The sequence below is a fragment of the Streptomyces sp. NPDC001153 genome, assembly GCF_053598315.1.
In genome coordinates this window covers 15,642-36,245 of the sequence record NZ_JBSFJZ010000039.1, presented here as the reverse complement: position 1 = coordinate 36,245, position 20,604 = coordinate 15,642, and the positions used below count along the sequence as shown (strand labels likewise).

Annotated in this window: 12 protein-coding genes and 2 pseudogenes; 10 read left to right on the top strand and 4 right to left on the bottom strand. The window is 71.5% G+C overall.

All coding sequences use genetic code 11. The features are described from left to right. The first annotated feature begins 41 nt into the window (after positions 1-41). Together ACWDEN_RS35180 and ACWDEN_RS35175 are read left to right on the top strand one after the other, a co-directional pair. Positions 42-1,157: an ATP-grasp domain-containing protein gene (locus ACWDEN_RS35180; RefSeq protein WP_351603227.1), complete on the top strand. Its 1,116-nt coding sequence runs from the start codon at positions 42-44 to the stop codon at positions 1,155-1,157. A gap of 122 nt (positions 1,158-1,279) precedes the next feature. Continuing rightward, the gene (locus ACWDEN_RS35175; protein ID WP_351603225.1) at positions 1,280-2,968 is read left to right on the top strand and encodes a carbohydrate binding domain-containing protein; all 1,689 of its coding nucleotides are present in this window, start codon (positions 1,280-1,282) and stop codon (positions 2,966-2,968) included. Positions 2,969-3,028: 60 nt separating this feature from the next. On the opposite strand, the pseudogene ACWDEN_RS35170 reads toward ACWDEN_RS35175, so the two are convergent. Next, a pseudogene (locus ACWDEN_RS35170) lies at positions 3,029-6,074 on the bottom strand (alpha-mannosidase). 55 nt (positions 6,075-6,129) lie between these two features. Then, positions 6,130-7,467, bottom strand: coding sequence for a 6-phospho-beta-glucosidase (locus ACWDEN_RS35165; protein WP_351603223.1), 1,338 nt, complete (start codon positions 7,465-7,467; stop codon positions 6,130-6,132). Positions 7,468-7,573: 106 nt separating this feature from the next. On the opposite strand from ACWDEN_RS35165, the pseudogene ACWDEN_RS35160 reads away from it, so the two are divergent. The 4 genes and pseudogenes from ACWDEN_RS35160 to ACWDEN_RS35145 all read left to right on the top strand — a co-directional run. Next, positions 7,574-8,278 (top strand): annotated as a pseudogene (locus ACWDEN_RS35160) (beta-galactosidase domain 4-containing protein); the annotation flags it as partial. An 80-nt stretch (positions 8,279-8,358) separates the two neighbouring features. Beyond that, positions 8,359-10,194 carry a LamG-like jellyroll fold domain-containing protein gene (locus ACWDEN_RS35155; RefSeq protein ID WP_450861946.1) on the top strand — a complete coding sequence of 612 codons (1,836 nt, stop codon included), beginning with the start codon at positions 8,359-8,361 and terminating at the stop codon, positions 10,192-10,194. 111 nt (positions 10,195-10,305) lie between these two features. Further along, a complete protein-coding gene (locus tag ACWDEN_RS35150; protein WP_450861944.1) occupies positions 10,306-11,064 on the top strand; it encodes an IclR family transcriptional regulator in 759 nt (252 codons plus the stop codon). A 508-nt stretch (positions 11,065-11,572) separates the two neighbouring features. Continuing rightward, on the top strand, positions 11,573-12,973 hold the full coding sequence (locus ACWDEN_RS35145; protein WP_450861942.1) for a glycoside hydrolase family 16 protein: 1,401 nt from the start codon (positions 11,573-11,575) through the stop codon (positions 12,971-12,973). Positions 12,974-13,025: 52 nt separating this feature from the next. Here the strand turns inward: ACWDEN_RS35145 and ACWDEN_RS35140 are convergent, their stop codons facing one another. Together ACWDEN_RS35140 and ACWDEN_RS35135 are read right to left on the bottom strand one after the other, a co-directional pair. Next, positions 13,026-13,592, bottom strand: a complete 567-nt coding sequence (locus ACWDEN_RS35140) for a hypothetical protein (RefSeq protein ID WP_450861941.1) — start codon at positions 13,590-13,592, stop codon at positions 13,026-13,028. 174 nt (positions 13,593-13,766) lie between these two features. After that, a complete protein-coding gene (locus ACWDEN_RS35135; RefSeq protein WP_351603214.1) occupies positions 13,767-14,678 on the bottom strand; it encodes a helix-turn-helix domain-containing protein in 912 nt (303 codons plus the stop codon). Between the two features lie 146 nt (positions 14,679-14,824). Between ACWDEN_RS35135 and tkt the strand changes: the two genes are divergently transcribed. The 4 genes from tkt to opcA are packed head-to-tail and all read left to right on the top strand — an operon-like array spanning position 14,825 to position 20,603. Continuing rightward, a complete protein-coding gene (gene tkt / locus ACWDEN_RS35130; protein ID WP_450861939.1) occupies positions 14,825-16,900 on the top strand; it encodes a transketolase in 2,076 nt (691 codons plus the stop codon). Positions 16,901-16,939: 39 nt separating this feature from the next. Beyond that, positions 16,940-18,076: a transaldolase gene (gene tal, locus ACWDEN_RS35125; protein WP_450861937.1), complete on the top strand. Its 1,137-nt coding sequence runs from the start codon at positions 16,940-16,942 to the stop codon at positions 18,074-18,076. Continuing rightward, entirely contained in the window at positions 18,073-19,680 is a 1,608-nt protein-coding gene (zwf, locus tag ACWDEN_RS35120) for a glucose-6-phosphate dehydrogenase (protein WP_450861935.1), read from the top strand. Before tal ends, zwf begins: the two co-directional genes overlap by 4 nt. Then, entirely contained in the window at positions 19,677-20,603 is a 927-nt protein-coding gene (gene opcA, locus ACWDEN_RS35115) for a glucose-6-phosphate dehydrogenase assembly protein OpcA (protein WP_351603208.1), read from the top strand. Before zwf ends, opcA begins: the two co-directional genes overlap by 4 nt. The last annotated feature ends 1 nt before the right edge of the window (position 20,604 follow it).

Sequence of the window (20,604 nt, the reverse complement as noted above, 5' to 3'; positions counted from 1 at the left end):
GGCCGCTGAGCCCTGCCCGAAAACCGTGAAAGGCGGCCTGCATGCTCTCTCGCGTACGCGTCTGGCTCAACCGCACGTACGCGGAGAACGTGTTCTTCATGGATCAGCTGCGCAGAAATCCCAGCGATCGCGCGGTGGAGATCCATGCCACGCACGCAGACCCCGACTCCCCCGTCCTGGCCGCCGCCGACACCGCCGACCTGGAACCGGAGGGCCTGTCCCCGGCCGCCTACGTCGAGTACGCGCTCGACCAGTGCGCCCGGCGCGGCATCGACGTGTTCGTGCCCCGGCTGCACCAGGCGGCGATCGTGCGGCACCGTGCGGAGTTCGCGGCGGCGGGTACGGCCCTGCTGGCGCCGACGCCCGAGGCGGTGGCCGTGTTCGAGGACAAGGCGACCGCGTACGAGGCGGTCCGCTCGGTGGGCGTCCCGGTGCCGCCGTGGTGGCGGGTACGCACGGCCGAGGAACTCCTCGCCGCCGTGGAGGAGTTGGAGGCGGCCGGGCACAAGGCGTGCTTCAAACCGGCCGCCGGTGCCGGCGGGGTCGGCTTCCGGGTGATCACCCGCGCCCCGTTCTCGCTCGCCCATCTCGAGGGGTTCCCGGGCCCGTACGTCCAGCTCGACCTGGTCCTCGAGGCGCTGCGGCGGTCCGGGCGGCCGGTGGACTGGCTGGTGATGCCGCGCCTGGAGCAGCCCGAGGTGTCGGTCGACTGCCTGACCGGGCCCGACAACCGGCTGCGGTTCGCGGTGGGCCGCACCAAGAACGGCCGCCGCAGGGGCTTCACGCTCGACGAGCGGTGGCTGGAGCCGGCCCGGCTGATCGCGGAGGGCTTCGGGCTGCACCACCTGTCCAACATCCAGTTCCGCATGCTCGGCGACCGGCCGGTGCTGCTGGATGTCAACACGAGGCCCTCCGGGGGCCTGCACCAGGTGTCCTTGTGCGGGGTGAACGTGCCCTGGGCCGCCGTGCAGTTGGCTCTGGGTGAGGATCCCGGGGTGATCGAGCCGCCGTTCCTGGGGCAGGACTACACGGTGGTCTCGGGCCCGCGATCGCTGCTGCCTGTGCCTGCGGCGCTTCCGCGGCAGAGGGAGGCGGAGATCGCCCTTCCGGTGGTGCCCGCGCAGGCGGCTTCGGCGGTGGAGGTCCTGCCGCTCTAGGCCGTCGGTATGGACCAATTCTGCCGCCGTCCTTGACAGCCGGATTGGTCCATACCAAATTCATGGGCGCACCTCCGCACAGCCGTGCACTCCCGAACACCCCATCCCCACAGGGAGATCGCGTGCGCAATCCACTCGGACGTCACAGACGTCGGCTTCTCGCTCTCCTCGGTTCCGTCGCCCTCGCGGTCGGCGGGGCCATCGCCCTTCCGGGTACCGCTCAGGCGGCCAACATCCTCACCAACCCCGGCTTCGAGTCCGGCGGCCTCTCCCCCTGGACCTGCACCGGCAATCTCGGCTCGGTCGTCTCCTCCCCCGTGCACAGCGGCTCGAAGGCGCTGCAGGGCGCGGTGACCGACAGCGACGACGCGCAGTGCAGCCAGACCGTCGCCGTCCAGCCGAACACGACGTACACCCTCAGCGGCTGGGTACGCGGCAGCTATGTGTACCTGGGCGTGAACGGCGGCGCCTCGACCTGGACGACCTCGCCGACGGCGTACAGCCCGCTCAGTGTCTCGTTCACCACCGGTGCCTCACAGACCAGCGCCACCATCTATGTCCACGGCTGGTACGCCCAGGGCACCTACTGGGCCGACGACATCGGCCTGGACGGCCCGGGCGGCGGCGGGGGCGGCGGGGACACACAGGCGCCGACCGCGCCGACGGGCCTGACCTCCACCGGCAAGACGTCGTCCAGCGTCTCGCTGTCGTGGAACGCCGCCACGGACAACGTGGGAGTGACCGGTTACGACATCTACAGCGGCGCCAACCAGGTGCTGACCGTCTCCGGCACGTCCGCCACGGTCAGCGGGCTCTCGCCCAGCACGTCGTACACCTTCACGGTGAAGGCGCACGACGCGGCCGGGAACGTCTCGGCCGCCTCCAACGCCGTCTCCGTGACCACGAACGCGGGCAGCGGCGGCGGCACCGGGTTCACGCAGGCCGCGCCGTATCTGTACGAGGGCTGGGGCGATCCCCCGAGCCCGGCGACGGTGATGAGCGCTACCGGGATCAAGTCGTTCACCATGGCGTTCGTGCTGGACTCCGGCGGCTGCACCCCGGCCTGGGACGGCAGTCGGCCGCTCACCGGCGGCGCCGACCAGAGCGCGATCAACGCCGTCCGGTCCGCCGGCGGTGATGTCGTACCGTCCTTCGGGGGCTGGCAGGGCAGCAAGCTCGGCGCCAACTGCTCCTCCGCGGCCGCGCTCGCCGGCGCCATCCAGAAGGTGATCGACGCCTACGGCCTGAAGGCCGTCGACATGGACATCGAGAACACCGACGAGTTCGAGAACGAGGCCGTGCAGGCGAAGATCCTCACCGCGCTGAAGACGGTCAAGGCCGACAACCCCGGCCTGAGGACCCTCGTCACCTTCGGCACCTCGACCACCGGGCCGACGTACTACGGAAACCGGCTGATCGAGCAGGCGCAGTCGCTCGGCGCGAACATCGACGTGTTCACCATCATGCCGTTCGACTTCGGCGGCGGCTCGGACATGTACGGCAACACCGTCAACGCCGCGGAGGGCCTGAAGGCCAAGCTGAAGTCGACCTTCGGCTGGGACGACGCGACCGCCTACGCCCACATCGGCATCTCGGGCATGAACGGCCTGTCGGACCAGCAGGAGACGACCACCCCGGCGATCTGGACCCAGATCCGCGACTGGGCGAACTCCCACCACATCGCGCGGCTCGCCTTCTGGTCGGTCAACCGCGACCGGCCGTGCGCGGGCGGCGGCGTGGTGAGCAACTGCTCCGGCATCAGCCAGAACACCTGGCAGTTCACCTCGATCACGGCCGGGTTCACCGGCTGACGGTCGCTTGCGATACGGCGCAGGGCCGCTCGGCGGAGTGGCCCTGCGCCGCGTGCCGTCTCAGCGCCCCACGGCCAGGCGCAGGGTGCGCACCTCGAACGGGCGCAGGTGCAGGGGTACGGCGTTCCCGTCGGCCTCGGCCGGGCCGAGCGGGCGTTCCAGCAGGTCGGTGACGTCGGCTCCGGCCAGCGGGAACCCGGTGCGCAGCACCCCGGCGGCCCGGCCGCCCCGGGACTCGTACAGCCGGACCACCACGTCCCCGGAGCCGTCGTCGGCGAGCTTGACCGCCTCCACGGTCACGCCCTCGCCCTGGGTGGAGACCACCGGCCCGGGCTCGCCCGCCGAATCGGCCACTCGCAGCGGCAGGTTGAGGGCGTGGCCCTCGGCGACCGCGTCCTCGATGCTCGCGCCGGGCAGCAGGGCGTAGGTGAAGCGGTGCCGGCCCTGGTCCGCCTCGGGGTCGGGGACGCGCGGGGCGCGGACCAGGCTGAGGCGGACCGTGGTGGTCGTGCCCCCGTCCTCGCGGACGGTGCGGGAGACGTCGTGGCCGTAGGTGGAGTCGTTGATGACGGCGACGCCGTAACCGGTTTCGGCGATGTGCACCCAGCGGTGGCCGGAGACCTCGAAACGGGCGGCCTCCCAGCTGGTGTTGGTGTGGGTGGGCCGCTGGACGTGGCCGAACTGGATCTCGGCGGAGGAGTGCGGGGCGCGCAGATCGACGGGGAAACCCGCCTTGAGGATCTTCTCCGTCTCGTGCCAGTCGAGGTCCGTCTCGATGTCGATGCGGGCGCTTCCCGCGCGGACGGTGATCGTCTGGGTGATGCGGGAGCCCTTGCCGAAGGAGCGGACCACCCGGATCGCGCCCGCCAGGGCGTCCTCCTCGACCACGGTGACCGAGTCGGGTTCCAGCAGGTCGGTGTAGCGGTTCCGGTAGTGCTTGTCGATGTCCCAGGCGTCCCAGCAGTTGGGCAGGTCCGTGTGGAGGCGGAGCAGGTTGCCCGGGCCGGCGAGGACTTCGCGGCCGGCCCGTAGATCGCGTACGGACGACAGTGTGCCGTCTGCGGCCACCTCTACCCGGACGATCCCGTTGTCCAGGGTGCGCCCCTCGACCGTGACCGGGTGCGGGGGTTCGGCGGGCGTGAGGGACGCGGAGCCGTTCGCGGGCACCTCTACGTACATCGGTGCGCCCTCGGGGGTGCGGACCACCTCGGCGCGGTCGCGGGGGGCGGTGTTGAACACGCGGGGCCCGCCGGTGCCCAGGGCGGCGATCGCCTCGCCCGTGAGCGCCGTCAGCTCCCCGGCCACGCGGGCGTATTCGGCCTCGGCCTCGCGGTGCACCCAGGCGATGGACGAGCCGGGCAGGATGTCGTGGAACTGGTGCAGCAGGACCGTCTTCCACAGGCGGTCGAGCTTCTCGTACGGGTAGGCGTAGCCGGGTGCGTGCAGGGCGGCCGTCGTGGCCCACAACTCGGCCTCGCGCAGCAGGTGTTCGCAGCGGCGGTTGCCCTGCTTGGTGCGGGCCTGGGTGGTGTAGGTGGCGCGGTGCAGCTCCAGGTACAGCTCGCCCGCCCAGACCGGGGCGTCCGGGTACTCCTCGCGGGCCTTGGCGAAGAACGCGTCGGGGTGTTCGATCTCGACCCTGGCGGAGCCCTCCAGGTCCTTCAGGCGGCGGGCGCGTTCCATGATCTCGCGGGTGGGGCCGCCTCCGCCGTCGCCCCAGCCGAAGGGGGCGAGGGAGCGGGTGGCGCCGCCCTTCTCGGCGTAGTTGCGGACCGCCCGGGCCATCTCGGCGCCGCTGAAGCGGGCGTTGTAGGTGTCGATGGGCGGGAAGTGGGTGAAGATCCGGGTGCCGTCGATGCCCTCCCACCAGAAGGTGTGGTGGGGGAAGGCGTTGGTCTGGTTCCAGGAGATCTTCTGGGTGAGGAACCACTCGTTGCCGGCGAGCCTGGCCAGCTGGGGGTAGGCCGCGGTGTAGCCGAAGGAGTCCGGCAGCCAGACACCCTTGGTCTCGATGCCGAAGTGCTCCATGAAGAACCGTTTGCCGTGGACCAGTTGGCGGGCCAGGGCCTCGCCGCCGGGCAGGTTGCCGTCGGCCTCCACCCACATCCCGCCGACCGGCGCCCACTGGCCCTTCGCCACCGACTTCTTGATCCGCTCCCACACGTGCGGGTAGTGCTCGCGCACCCACTCGTACTGCTGGGCCTGGGAGCAGGCGAACACGAACTCCTCGTACTCGTCGGCGAGCGCGGTGACGTTGGCGAAGGTCCGGGACGTCTTGCGCCTGGTCTCACGGATCGGCCACAGCCAGGCGGTGTCGATGTGCGCGTGGCCGACGCCGGAGAGGATGTGCGCGCTGGCGTGGGCGGGCCTGGCCAGCGCCGGGCGCAGGGACTCCCGTACCGCGGGGGCCGAGGCGGAGATGTCGTCCAGGTCGAGCAGGTCCATGGCGCGGTCGAGGGCGTGCATGATCTCGTGCCGGCGCGGTTCGTGCTCGCCGAGCTCCAGCATCAGTTCGCGCAGCACCTGGAGGTCGAGGTCGAGGTGCCAGACCTGTTCGTCCAGGACGGCGAGGTCGGCGCGGCGGAAGGTGTACAGCGGGCGGTCGCCCGCCGTCCGTACATCGCCGAGCGGCGTCGGTCCGGCGAAGCCGTTGGCCAGGATGTCCGGGTTGGAGGCCGCCTCCACCAGGTACTCGACCACCTCGCCGCCCGCCGCCGGGTGGGCGACCGGCACGTACTGGTTGAGCGGGTTGACCGCCTTCAGCGGGGTGCCGTCGGTGCGGTGGACGAGCGCCTCGGCCTGGTTGCCGGGCCAGTCGCCGACGAACCCGAGGTCGATGACCGACTCCACCCGCCGCCCGGCCCACTCGGCGGGGACCCGGCCACGCATCCGGAACCAGGTCGTCCCCCAGGGCGGACCCCAGGGGGGTGTTCGTCGTGAACGGTGTGTACGGGGCGGCCGCGGCCTCCTCGAAGGAGACCGGTTCCCCCGGGGCCTGCCAGGCCTCCACCTCCAGGGGGACACGTGCCGCGTAGATCGCGGGCTTGATGCGCTGGCTGTGGAGGCGTTCGACGCGGTCCTCGATCCTGCGGCGTTCGTCGTGCATGGAGATCTCCAGGAGGGAGCGGCGAGCGAAACGAGGGAAAGCGCTTACCGACTGCTCACTTAAGGTACGCCAGGCCAGGATGGACCTCGAGGTAGCCCTCGACCAGCCTGCGGGCCACGTTGACCGAATCGACCAGCGGATGCAGCGCGAACGCCTTCACGGCCGCCTGCCGGGAACCCGACTCGGCGGCGGCGAGCACCTCCCGCTCGACGGCCTTCACCGAGCAGACCAGTCCGGTGGCGTGATCGGGCAGCGGGGCGACGGCGACCGGGTGGGCGCCGCCCGCGTCGACCCGGCAGGGGACCTCGATCACGGCGTCGCCGTCGAGCACGGAGAGCGAGTCTCCGTTGCGCACGTTGAGGATCAGTGTGGTCGGCTCGTCGCGGGCGACGGCCCGCATCAGGGCGAGCGCGACCTTCTCGTAGCCGCCGGACAGGTCCTCGGCCTCGCGCTCGCCCGCGCCGGCGCTCTCCCGGTTCTCGGCCATGTAGGTGGCCTCCCGCTCGGCGCGCGTGCGGTCCCACACCTCCAGCGCGGACCGGTCGGTGCGCAGGGCCTCCGTGTAGAAACGGGCCTGCTGGTCGCGCAGGAAGGCGCCCCGGGTCTGCCCGGCCCGCTGGTAGGCGCGTACGGCCTCCCGGTTGAAGTAGTAGTAGTGCAGATACTCGTTGGGGATCGCACCGAGCGACTGCAGCCAGTCGGCGCCGAACAGCCTGCCCTCCTCGAAGGAACCGAGCAGGGCGGGGTCGGCGAGCAGGCGCGGCAGCTCGTCGCGTCCGGCGACCCGCAGGCCGCGCACCCAGCCGAGGTGGTTGAGGCCGACGTAGTCGACGAGGGCCTCCTGCGGGTCGGCGCCGAGGACGCGGGCGATGCGGCGGCCGAGGCCGACGGGCGAGTCGCAGATGCCGATGACGCGGTCGCCGAGGTGCCGGGACATGGCCTCCGTGACCAGGCCGGCCGGATTGGTGAAGTTGATGACCCAGGCGTCCGGGGCGAGGCGGGCCACGCGCCGGGCGATGTCGACGGCGACGGGCACCGTCCGCAGACCGTAGGCGATGCCGCCCGCGCCCACGGTCTCCTGGCCGAGCACGCCCTCGGCGAGCGCCACGCGCTCGTCGTCCGCCCGGCCCTGCAGGCCGCCGACGCGGATCGCGGAGAAGACGAAGTCGGCGCCGGCGAGCGCCTCGTCGAGGCCGGTGGTGGCGGTGACGCGGGGCGCGTCGGGGACGCCGGCGGCCTGTTCGGCCAGGACACGCGTCACCGCACGCAGCCGGTGCTCGTCCAGGTCGTGCAGGACGACCTCGGTGACCCGCCCTTCGGCGTGGTCGGTCAGCAGCGCACCGTGGACGAGCGGCACCCGGAACCCGCCGCCGCCCAGAATCGTCAGTTTCACGTCTGCACCCTTCCCCGAACTCCCGCCACGGCCACCTCGGCCCCGGCCCCTGGAGGGTGGACCGGGTGGTGGCCGGGTCCACCGGCATCCCATCATTTCCGAGCGCGCGGACCACTGGGCGGCCACCCAGTCCACGCCGGGCCTTCAGGGCGGCTTCATCCGGGAGTTCTGGGGCCACGCAATCCTGCGGCGCGTGAGCGACGGAAGACGGGCCGGGCGCGCGGGTGCCGGGCGGTACGACGACGGTGTCACGGCACCCGGCCGGCGCCGGGCGTACGGCGGTGACCACGACAGCCCATCCACCGCGGACGGGGCGGACGAGGCGGTCGAGGCCCAAGGGGCCGAAGTGGTGGTCTTTCCCCTCCGCAGCGACCGCATCCCGCGGCCAGGCCCGCACCACCGTCGGGAGATCGAGGCACCGGTCCGCATCCGGTGCTACCGGCACGAGGGGATCGTCGTCGCCAACCACCGGCGTTTCCCGGGTCTTGCCGGGCTGGCGGCGACCTGGGAGCTGGCGCCGGCCCACGGCCCCACCCTGACCGCTCCGGCCGAGCTGCCCGATCTGCGGCCCGGCGAGACGGCGGCCGTACCACTGCCCTTCACCCTGCTGGAGGACGGCGGTGAGGCGTGGCTGACGCTGCGGGTGGTGACGGCCGAGGCCGAGCCGTCGGTGCCGCGCGGTACCGAGGTGTGCGCGCCGCGGATCCGCCTGCGGGCGGCGGCGCCGGTGCTCACCCTGGCCCGGCCGCCCGCCGACGACGAGCCGAGGCTCGACGCCCTCGTACGGAAGGTCGCGCCGGCGCACCACGAGCCCGTCCTTCCGTAACTCCCTGGCCCCCCTACCCCCCCGCACGACTCCCCCGCAAAACCTCTCACCCTCACGGAGCACACGTGTGTACGTCGCATGACCACAGCCAGGGCGAGGCCGTGCAGGCCGGTGCCGGACGACGGAGCTTCCTCAGGGCCACCGCGCTGCTCGGCGCCACGGCCGGGGCCGCGGTACCGGCCCTTGCGGTTCCGGGTGTCGCCGAGGCGGCCGAGCGGGGCGGCCGGCGGCCGGACGCGGACAGCCGCCGGTTCACGCTCGCGGTGATGCCCGACACCCAGTACCTGTTCGACGGCCCGAGCATCTACCCGGCGCCGCTGGAAGCCTCGCTGCGCTATCTCCTGGAGCACGGCAAGGACGACAACATCGTCTTCCTGACCCACCTCGGCGACCTCACCCAGAACGGCGCCGAGGACGAGTTCGCCGCGATCGGCGAGGCGTTCGGGATCCTGGACCGCCGGGGCGTCGGCTACAGCGTGCTGGCCGGCAACCACGACATCAGGTCGTCCACGGACGACCAGCGCGGCTCGACGCCGTACCTGGACACCTTCGGGCCGCGGCGCTTCCGGGACAAGCCGACGTTCGGGGGCGCCTCTCCGGACGGCTACAACACCTACCACCTGTTCAAGGCCGGCGGCCGCGAGTGGATGGTGCTCGCACTGGACTGGCGGCTGTCGGCACAGGGGTACGCGTGGGCGAAGGACGTGCTCGCCCGGCACCCGAGGACGCCGGTCGTGCTCACCACGCACGAACTGGTCGTCGGGGACGAGCAGTTGTCGGCCTACGGACAGCAGCTGTGGGACCAGCTGATCGAGGACCACGACCAGATCTTCCTGACCCTGAACGGCCACTACTGGCCCGCCGGCCGCGCGACCCGCAAGAACGCCGCCGGCAACGAGGTGCACCTGCACCTCACGAACTACCAGAACCGCTACTTCGGCGGGGCGGCGATGATCCGCCTCTACCACTTCGACCTGGACCGGAACGTCATCGACGTGGAAACGGTCTCGCCGTGGATCCTCGGCCGGGCCAGGAGGGGCCTCAACGAGCTGGAGCGGCAGGAGATCGAGCTCAGCGGCGACGCGGACCGCTTCTCGGTGGAGATCGACTTCGCCGCCCGTTTCTCCGGCTTCGATCCGGTGCCGGCCCGCCCGGCGCGGCCGGCGTCGAAGATGCTGATACCGGGCACGGTCGCCTACTGGCGTTTCAAGTCGCCCGTCTCCGGCACCGTCCGCGACCTCTCCGGCCGTGGCAACGACCTCACCGTGGTCTCGGTGGGCGGGGGCACGCTCGGCTGGTCGGCGGACCACCACCCCGACCAGCCGGGCCACGGCAGCCTGGAGTTCCAGGGCTACAAGTCGCCGCTGAAGGGCGCGTATCTGCGGACGGTCGACGGCGCCCCGCTCAACTCGGCCACCTTCGAGCACGGCTACACCATCGAGGCGTTCTACTGGCTGCCCGCCGACTGGGACGCCTCGCACAACGCCTGGTCCGGTCTCGTGAGCCGCACCGGCCGCAACGGCTCCGTGGGCACGGTCACGGACGACCCGGACGAACCGCTGGCCACGCTGTCCCTCTCCGACGGCCCTGGCCCGCAGTGGGCGGTGCACCCGCTCAACCAGCAGCGGCTCGCCACCAACTGGGGCGACGAGACCGCCCGCGAGACCTGGTGGCACCTGGCCGTGGTCAACGACGGCCGGCACACGATCATGTACGTCCAGGGCTGCCCCGTGGCGCGCAACCCGCACGCCCCCGCGATCGGCATCGCCTCGTCCGGGCGCCCCTGGCTGCTCGGCGGCTACGAGTACGCCGACAAGATCGACCAGATCCTGCACGGACGCCTCGGCGACGTCCGGATCGTCTCCCGGCCCCTGCCCGTCACCTCCTTCATGACGCACTGACCACGCCGGAGGATCCGTGACCGACGTGACCGGGCGACGCCCGCCCGCCCGGAGCCGACGGCGTCGGTTACGATCCGGGCCACGACGTACGGCGACCGGGTGAGGTGCTGCGTGAGCGAGCGGTCCGCGGCCGAGCGGCTGCTCGCCGTGCTCGCCGCGTTCGACCACGAGCACCCCGCCCTGTCCCTGACGGACATCAGCCGCCGGGCCGGGCTCAGCCTGACCACCGCGCACCGGCTGGCGGGAGCCCTGACCGCGTGGGGCGCGCTGGAGCGCGACCCGTCCGGGACGTACCACGTGGGGCTGCGGCTGTGGGAGGTGGCCGCGCTCGCACCGCGCGGCCTGGGCCTCAGGCAGCTGGCGCTGCCGTATCTGGAGGACCTGTACGAGGCGACGCACGAGAACGTGCAGTTGGCCGTGCGGGACGGCACGGAGGTCGTCTACATCGAGTGGCTGTCGGGCCGTTCGGCGGTGGGCGTGCACATCCGGGTCGGTGCGCGCCGGCCGTTGCACGCCACCGGCGTCGGGCTCGTCCTCCTCGCCCACGCCGGCCCGGACCTGCAGGAGGAGTACTGCACCGGGCCGCTGGCCGCCTTCACGCCGTACACGATCACCGATCCGCGGCGGTTGCGCCGCACCCTCGCCGAAGTGCGCCGTTCCGGTGCGGCGGTGAGTGAGCGTCAGGTGACCGAGGACGCGCTGTCGGTGGCGGCGGCGGTGCACGGGCCGGGCGGGGACGTGGTGGCGGCGGTGTCGGTGGTCGTGCCGCGGGCGGGCGCCCAGGTTCCGGCGCTGGCTCCGGCGGTACGGCTGGCGGCCCGGGGGATCTCGCGGGCGCTGGGCTGGCGGCCGGAGCGGCGGTCAGGATGACGGGGGCGGGCGGCACGACGTAGGCGGGCCGGATCTCGTGGGCAGGCGGAGTGCCGTTCACACCCGTCCGCCGAAGAACACCTGCACCTCCCGGATGAGGAGCATCCCAGACAAGCCTCGCAGGATGCCGGGCACCGTCGGGAGAACTCAGGAAGGCGTGTCGTGTCAGTGGCGCACATATCGGACCGGTCCGGACGGCAGCCGCGGGGATGGTCCCGGCGCGGTCTGCTCGCCGCGCTCGGCGCGGCACCCGCCGCGGCGGCCCTGGCGGGCTCAACGGATGGAACCCGTCCTGGGCCGACCGGAGGGCGGGCAGCGCGGTCTGAGCCGGTACGGGCGGCTTCACCCCCTGAACTCCCCTGCGGATCAACGACTTTCTTTGTTTCACATCTTGACGACCGCAGGGGCGGGGAGCACATTGGCGGCACCTTGAGAGCGCTCTCAGAATCAGTGTGGGAGCGCTCTCACCCCGCCCCGCACACTCCCCGTACCCACCGAGAGGCCCCCCATGAGCGATACCTCCGGCATACCCAGACCCCGCCCCCTGCGGCGCGCGTTCGTCGCCGCCGTCGCCACACTCGGCCTGGCGGCGGCGCTCGCCACGGCCGCCACCGCACCCGCCGGCGCCACCGCCCCCGCCCCTCCCTCGGGCTGGACCCAGGTCTTCCTGGACGACTTCGACGGCGCTGCGGGCTCCGGCGTCAACACCTCCAACTGGCAGTACGACACCGGGACTTCGTATCCGGGCGGAGCCGGCAACTGGGGCACCGGCGAGGTCGAGTCGATGACCTCCAGCACGAACAACGTCGCCCTCGACGGCAGCGGCGACCTGCTCATCACCCCGCGCCGCGACGCCTCCGGCAACTGGACCTCCGGCCGCATCGAGACCACCCGGACCGACTTCCAGCCCCCGGCCGGCGGCAAGCTGCGCGTGGAGGCCCGCATCCAGATGCCCGACGTCACCGGGAACGCGGCCGCCGGCTACTGGCCCGCCTTCTGGATGCTGGGCGCGCCCTTCCGCGGCAACTACCAGAACTGGCCGAGCGTCGGCGAGCTGGACATCATGGAGAACGTCCAGGGCCTGAACAAGACCTGGGCCACCATGCACTGCGGCACCAACCCGGGCGGCCCCTGCAACGAGACCTCGGGCCTCGGCAACTCCACGGCGTGCCCCAACACCACCTGCCAGTCGGGCTTCCACACCTACACGATGGAGTGGGACCGCTCGGTGAGCCCGGAGGCGATCCGCTTCTACGTCGACGGCGTCAACTACCAGACGGTCACGGCGAACCAGATGGACGCGACCACCTGGGCCAACGCCACGAACCACGGCTTCTTCGTCATCCTGAACGTGGCGATGGGCGGCGGCTTCCCCGGTGCCTTCGGCGGCGGCCCGACCGGCGCCACGGAGCCCGGCCACCCGATGGTCGTCGACTACGTGCAGGTCCTGCAGTCCTCGGGCAGCGGCGGCGGCACCACTCCCCCGCCGCCCGGCAACCGCGACGCCTACAGCGCCGTCCAGGCCGAGTCCTACGACGGCCAGTCCGGCATCAGCACCGAGACCACCACCGACACCGGCGGCGGCCAGGACATCGGCTGGATCGCGAACGGCGACTGGGCGCTGTACAAGGGCGTGAACTTCGGTTCGACACCGGCCACGCAGTTCTACGCCCGGGTGGCGAGCGGCGCGGCCGACGGCGTCAGCGGACTGGTCGAGGTGCGCCTGGACAGCCGTGGCAACGCCCCCATCGGCAGCTTCGCCATCGGCAACACCGGGGGCTGGCAGACATGGAAGACGGTTCCGGCCAACATCGGCTCCGTGACCGGCACCCACGACGTCTATCTGACCTTCAGCAGCGGCCAGCCCGCCGACTTCGTGAACGTCAACTGGTTCGACTTCGGGCACTGATCACCCGGCGAACGGGGGTCGGCCCGCGCTCATGGGGCCGACCCCCGGCTCGTCACCGGATGGACGCGCTGATCTGCCCGTCGAAGGTGAGCACCACGAACATGCCGTTGGCGTCCAGGCCGGCGTCGTGCTGCTTCGCCTCCAGCGTGGCATAGACCTTGCCCCGGTGGACGATCTGTGCGCGTGAGCGGTCCCCCAGCCGTGTGACCTTGGCGGTCGAACCGTCGGGGAGCCGGAAGGTACCCGGACCCAGGTGGGCGCCGCCGATCCAGGAGTGGACCTGCCCGTCGAAGGTGAGCACGACGAACATGTCGTTGGCGTCCACGCCGGCGTCGTGCCGGTTCGCCTCCAGCCTGGCGTAGACAGCACCCCGGTAGACGATCTCCATGCGGTAGTGATGGGCCCCGAGCCTGTAGATCTTCCCGGTGCTGCCGTCCACCAGCTTCACGGTGCGCCAGGGCGACGCCGTCATGGATGCGGCCGTCTCCGTGACCCCGGACCGGTGTGCGGTCGGTGTGGCGGCGAGGGCGGTTGCGGCGGGCGCCACCAGAGCGGCTGTCAGAAGAGCGCCGGTGAGGGCGCGAACGACAGCTCGGCGGGGCGTCTTCCATGTCGACATGCGGGTCTCCTTGGTGAAGAGTCGTAGGGGGTGTGAACCGCAGGTCGCCTGTCTCCTCGTGTGCGGGGGCCATGAGAATCGGCGTCTTGCCCGATCGAACCTATTGATCGTTTTCGCCGGATTCACCCATTCCCCGTCACAGACGTGACACAGCACCACCAAAGTGCCGCCACGTCATGGACTGCGCAGTTCCGCCCGGAACGCGACCGGCGTCTGCCCGGCGTGCAGATGGAAGAACTTGGTGAAGTTCGCCGCGTCCGGGAAACCCACGGCCGCCCCGACGCGGCCGATCGGCAGGTCGGTGTGGGCGAGGAGGCGCTTGGCCTCCAGGACGACGCGTTTGTCGATGAAGCCCTTGGGCGTCTCGCCGGTGGCCGCGCGGACGGCGCGGACGAGGGTGCGGCGGGAGTAGCCGAGGGCGTCGGCGTAGGCGCTGACGCTGTGGTTGGTGGCGAAGCCCTGCTCGACGGCGTCCCGGAAGCGGGTGAAGGTGCTGTCCGTCGTTTGCCGGTCGGCCTCCGCGGAACTGGCCGCGAGGTGGGCGAGGCGCAGCAGGAACGCGGTCAGGGTGTGGCGGAGGACGGCGGTGTGCAGGCTCAGCGGGAGCGTGGCGGTGTCCTCGTACTCGCGGCGCAGCTGGTCGAGGGATGCCTGGAGCGCGGCGAGCCGGTCCGGGTCGGGGTGCAGCAGGGGCGGGAGGTCGTAGCGGTACAAACCGGTGGCCTCGACGGTGGCGCGCGGCAGGAAGCCGGGCTGCATGGTGAGCACGGTTCCGCGGTACACGTCCTCGCGGGAGAAGCGGTGGACCTGCCCGGGGCGGATCCACAGCAGATCGCCGGCGCCGGCCTCGTACTCGGCGAAGTCGACCATGTGCCGTACGGGGCCGTCGGTGAACAGCATGACGACGTGGAAGTCGATGCGGTGGACGCGGTGCAGGGGGGCGTCGGCGTGCCAGGTCCGGTCGGTGCCCATCGGGCCGATCTGCATGCCGACGCCGCCGACGGCCAGTTCGGCCGGGAAGGGGAAGGTCTTGATGCCCTCGCCGTCCGCACCTGATCCCTCACCTTGGGGCGTTCTGTCAGCCATGTCCTCTTCGTGCCGTCCCTGTCGCGCGATCACTGTCCCAGATTCACCACAGGCTGACACACCCCGACCTTCCCTCGAAAAAGTCAGACTTTTAAGTTTGAACGCGTCAGGCCAGCACTCCCGCACTGAACGAGGACTTCTTGAAGATGACCACGCAGACTTCCGACGGCTTCGAGTGGACCGACCTCGACCGGCGTGCCGTGGACACCGCCCGTCTGCTGGCGGCCGATGCGGTGCAGAAGGTGGGGAACGGCCACCCGGGCACGGCGATGAGCCTGGCACCTGCCGCGTACACGATCTTTCAGAAGGTGATGCGTCATGATCCCGCCGATCCCGAGTGGGCCGGCCGGGACCGTTTCGTGCTCTCCCCCGGCCACACCTCGCTGACCCTGTACACGCAGCTGTTCCTCTCCGGGTACGAGCTGGAGCTGGACGACCTGAAGGCGTTCCGCACGCACGGCTCCAAGACGCCGGGGCACCCCGAGTACGGGCACACCGCGGGCGTCGAGACCACCACCGGCCCGCTCGGCCAGGGCGTCGCCAACGCCGTCGGCATGGCGATGGCGGCCCGCTACGAGCGCGGCCTGTTCGACCCGCAGGCCCCCGCCGGCACCTCCCCGTTCGACCACACCGTCTGGGCGATCGTCTCCGACGGCGACCTGGAGGAGGGCGTCTCCGCCGAGGCCTCCTCGCTCGCCGGTCACCAGAAGCTCGGCAACCTGGTCTTCCTCTACGACGACAACCACATCTCCATCGAGGGCGACACCGCCACCGCCTTCTCCGAGAACGTCCTCAAGCGGTACGAGGCCTACGGCTGGCACACCCAGCGCATCGAGCCCACCGCCGGCGGCGACGTCGACGTCCCCGCCCTGTACGCGGCGCTGAAGGCCGCGCAGGCCGAGACCGAGCGGCCCTCGATCATCGCGATGCGCACGATCATCGCCTGGCCCGCCCCGAACGCGCAGAACACCGAGGCCTCCCACGGCTCCGCGCTCGGCGAGGAGGAGATCGCCGCCACCAAGCGCGTCCTCGGCTTCGACCCCGAGCAGACCTTCCAGGTCGAGGACGAGGTCCTGAAGCACACCCGGCGGGCCCTGGACCGGGGTGCCGAGGCGCACGCGGCCTGGGACAAGCGGATCGCCGAGTGGCGCGCCGCGCAGCCGGAGCGGGCCGAGCTGTTCGACCGGGTCAGCAAGGGCGAGCTGCCCGAGGGCTGGCAGGACGCGCTGCCGGTGTTCGAGGAGGGCAAGTCGGTCGCGACCCGCGCCGCCTCCGGCAAGGTGCTGCAGGCGCTCGGCCCCGTCCTCCCCGAGCTGTGGGGCGGCTCCGCCGACCTCGCCGGGTCCAACAACACCACCATCGACAGGACCAGCTCCTTCCTGCCTGAGGGCAACCCGCTGCCCGAGGCCGACCCGTACGGCCGTACCGTGCACTTCGGCATCCGCGAGTTCTCCATGGCCGCGGAGATGAACGGCATCGCCCTGCACGGCAACACCCGGATCTACGGCGGCACCTTCCTGGTGTTCTCCGACTACATGCGCAACGCCGTCCGCATGGCGGCGCTGATGCAGCTGCCGGTGACGTACGTGTGGACGCACGACTCCATCGGCCTCGGCGAGGACGGACCCACCCACCAGCCGGTCGAGCACCTGGCCTCGCTGCGCGCGATCCCGGGCCTGAACGTCGTCCGCCCGGCCGACGCCAACGAGACCGCCGTGGCCTGGGCCGAGATCCTGAAGAGGCACGCCGTGAACCCCGCCCCGCACGGGCTCGCGCTCACCCGCCAGGGCGTGCCGGTGTACGCGCCGAACGAGGACGCGGCCAAGGGCGGCTATGTGCTGCGCGAGTCCTCGACCCAGGTCCCGGAGGTGATCATCATCGCGACGGGCTCCGAGGTGCAGCTGGCCGTGGCCGCACGCGAGCGGCTGGAGGCCGAGGGCATCGGCACGCGCGTGGTGTCGATGCCGTCCGTGGAGTGGTTCGAGGAGCAGTCGCGCGAGTACCGCGAGCGGGTGCTGCCGCCGGCCGTGAAGGCGCGCGTCGCCGTGGAGGCCGGGATCGGTCTGACCTGGTACCGGTACGTGGGCGACGCCGGCCGGATCGTCTCCCTCGAGCACTTCGGCGCCTCCGCGGACGCCGGCACCCTGTTCGCCGAGTTCGGCTTCACCCCCGAGAACGTCGCCGCGGCGGCCCGCGAGTCGCTCGCCGCCGCGCGCGCCTGACACCGACGCCCGATACGACCCGAAAGAAGAACGATCACTGTGACCGAAGCAATCGCGACCCCGGGAGCCCTCAAGCGCCTCGCCGACGAGGGCGTGTCGATCTGGCTCGACGACCTGTCGCGGAAGCGGATCACCTCGGGCAGCCTCGCCGAGCTGGTGGCGAGCGGGAGCGCCGTCGGTGTCACCACGAACCCCTCGATCTTCCAGGCCGCCATCGGCTCCGGCGAGGGCTACGAGGAGCAGCTCACCGACCTCGCCGTACGCGGTGTGACCGTGGACGAGGCGGTGCGGATGATGACGACCGCCGACGTGCGCGACGCCGCCGACATCCTGCGCGAGGTGTACGACGCCTCCGGCGGCCGGGACGGCCGGGTCTCCATCGAGGTGGACCCGCGCCTCGCCCACAACACCGGGGCGACCGTCGCCGAGGCCAAGCAGCTCTTCTGGCTGGTCGACCGCCCCAACGTGATGATCAAGATCCCGGCGACGAGGGCGGGCCTGCCGGCGATCACCGAGGTCATCGGGCTGGGCATCAGCGTCAACGTGACCCTGATCTTCTCGCTGGAGCGCTACCGCGAGGTCATGGCCGCCTACCTGGCCGGCCTGGAGAAGGCCCGCGAGCGCGGCATCGACCTCGCCACGATCCACTCGGTGGCGTCCTTCTTCGTCTCCCGCGTGGACTCCGAGATCGACAAGCGGCTGACCGCCCTCGGCGCCGACGAGGCCCTGGCCCTCAAGGGCCGCGCGGCCCTCGCCAACGCCCGCCTCGCCTACGAGGCGTACGAGGAGGTCTTCGCCTCCGACCGCTGGGTCGCGCTCGCCGGGGACAGGGCCAACAGGCAGCGTCCGCTGTGGGCCTCCACCGGTGTGAAGGACCCCGCCTACAAGGACACCCTGTACGTGGACGAGCTGGTCGCGCCGGGCACCGTCAACACGATGCCCGAGGCCACCCTGAACGCCGTCGCCGACCACGGCGAGATCACCGGCGACACGGTGACCGGCGGCTACGCACAGGCCCACGCCGACCTGGCCGCCGTGGAGCGGCTGGGCATCTCCTACGACGAGGTCGTCCGGCAGCTGGAGGACGAGGGCGTCGCCAAGTTCGACGCGGCCTGGCAGGAACTGCTGGACGCCGTGGCCACGTCCCTGAAGAGCAAGGGAGTTGACGCCCGATGACCGAGAACGCCCCCACGGCCGAGGCGCCCGCACCGCAGGCGCCCGCACCCGAGGCGGTGCAGGTCCCGGTGGCCCCGGCCGCCGACTGGGAGAACGCGCTGCGGGACACCCGCGACCGCCGTCTCCCCCGCATCGCCGGTCCTTCCGGCCTGGTCATCTTCGGTGTGACCGGTGACCTGTCCCGCAAGAAGCTGATGCCGGCCGTGTACGACCTCGCCAACCGCGGCCTGCTGCCCCCGGGCTTCTCCCTCGTCGGGTTCGCCCGCCGGGAGTGGGAGGACCAGGACTTCGCGGAGCTCGTGCACGACGCCGTGAAGGAGCACGCCCGCACCCCGTTCCGCGAGGAGGTGTGGCAGCAGCTCGCCGAGGGCATGCGGTTCATCCCCGGCGACTTCGACGACGACACCGCGTTCAAGCAGCTGAAGAACGCCGTGGAGGAGCTGGACGCCTCCCGCGGCACCGGCGGCAACTTCGCGTTCTACCTCTCGGTGCCGCCGAAGTTCTTCCCGAAGGTCGTGCAGCAGCTGAAGAAGCACGGCCTGGCGAGCCCGCCGAAGGGTTCCTGGCGGCGCGCGGTCATCGAGAAGCCGTTCGGCCACGACCTGGCCAGCGCCCGCGAGCTCAACGCGATCGTGCACGATGTGTTCGAGCCGGACCAGGTGTTCCGCATCGACCACTACCTCGGCAAGGAGACCGTCCAGAACATCCTGGCGCTGCGCTTCGCCAACCAGATGTACGAGCCGATCTGGAACCGCAGTTACGTCGACCACGTGCAGATCACGATGGCCGAGGACATCGGCATCGGCGGCCGGGCCGGCTACTACGACGGCATCGGCGCCGCCCGTGACGTCATCCAGAACCACCTGCTGCAGCTGATGGCGCTGACCGCCATGGAGGAGCCGATCGCGTTCGACGCGGAGGCGCTGCTCACCGAGAAACTGAAGGTGCTCAAGTCGGTGCGGCTGCCGGAGGACCTCGGCAGGCACACCGTGCGGGCGCAGTACGCGGGCGGCTGGCAGGGCGGCGAGAAGGTCGTCGGCTACCTCGAGGAGGAGGGCATCGACCCGACGTCGAAGACCGACACCTTCGCCGCGATCAAGCTGGGCATCGACAACCGCCGCTGGGCGGGCATCCCCTTCTACCTGCGCACCGGCAAGCGGCTCGGCCGCCGGGTCACCGAGATCGCGGTGGTGTTCAAGCGGGCCCCGCACTCCCCCTTCGACTCCACCGCCACCGAGGAACTCGGGCAGAACGCGATCGTGATCCGCGTCCAGCCGGACGAGGGCATGACCGTGCGGTTCGGCTCGAAGGTGCCCGGTACCTCGATGGAGATCCGGGACGTGTCGATGGACTTCGCCTACGGCGAGTCGTTCACCGAGTCCAGCCCGGAGGCGTACGAGCGGCTCATCCTGGACGTGCTGCTCGGCGACGCGAATTTGTTCCCCCGTCACCAGGAAGTGGAAGAGTCCTGGAAGATCCTCGACCCGATCGAGGAGTACTGGGCGGCGCACGGCCGGCCGGCGCAGTACGCGTCGGGCAGCTGGGGACCGAGGGAAGCGGACGAGATGCTCGCACGAGACGGACGGAGCTGGCGCAGGCCATGAAGATCGACCTGACCGACACCACGGCAAGCAAGATCAACAAGGCGCTGGTGCAGGGCCGCCGCGCCATCGGCACCCCGGCCGTGGGCATGGTCCTGACGATGGTCATCGTCACGGACGAGGAGAACGCCTACGACTCGATCAAGGCCGCCGAGGACGCCTCGCACGAGCACCCCATGCGGACCCTGGTCGTCATCAAGCGGCACGTCCGCACCCTGCGCGACCGCACCCACTCGCGGCTGGACGCCGAGGTCCGGGTGGGCTCCGAGGCCGGCACCGGCGAGACGGTCGTGCTGCGCACCTACGGCGAGGTGTCCGACCACGCCGACTCGGTCGTGCTGCCCCTGCTGCTGCCGGACGCGCCCGTCGTCGTGTGGTGGCCGGTGGACGCCCCCGACACCCCCTCCGAGGACCCGCTCGGTGCGCTCGCGCAGCGCAGGATCACCGACCTGTACGCGTTCGAGCGGCCGATGGAGGTCCTGGAGACCCGCGCCCGCAACTACGCCCCCGGCGACACCGACCTCGCCTGGACCCGGCTCACCCTGTGGCGGTCGATGCTGGCCGCCGCCCTGGACCAGGCGCGCGTGCGGATCACGTCGGCGGCCGTCGAGGCCGAGGCCAACAACCCCAGCGCCGAGCTGCTGGCCCGCTGGCTGGAGGCCCGGCTGCGGGTGTCCGTGGAGCGCGTGGTCACCGCCGGACCGGTCGTCACCGCCGTACGGCTGGGCACCCAGAACGGTGAGATCCGCATCGACCGCCCCGAGGGCCCCCTCGCCACGCTGTCCCTGCCCGGCCAGCCGCCGCGCACCCTGGCCCTGAAGGTCCGCCCCACCTCCGAACTCATCGCCGAGGAGCTGCGCCGCCTCGACGCCGACGAGATGTACGCCATCGCCCTCAAGGGCGAGGCCGCCAAGGAGAACGCCTGAG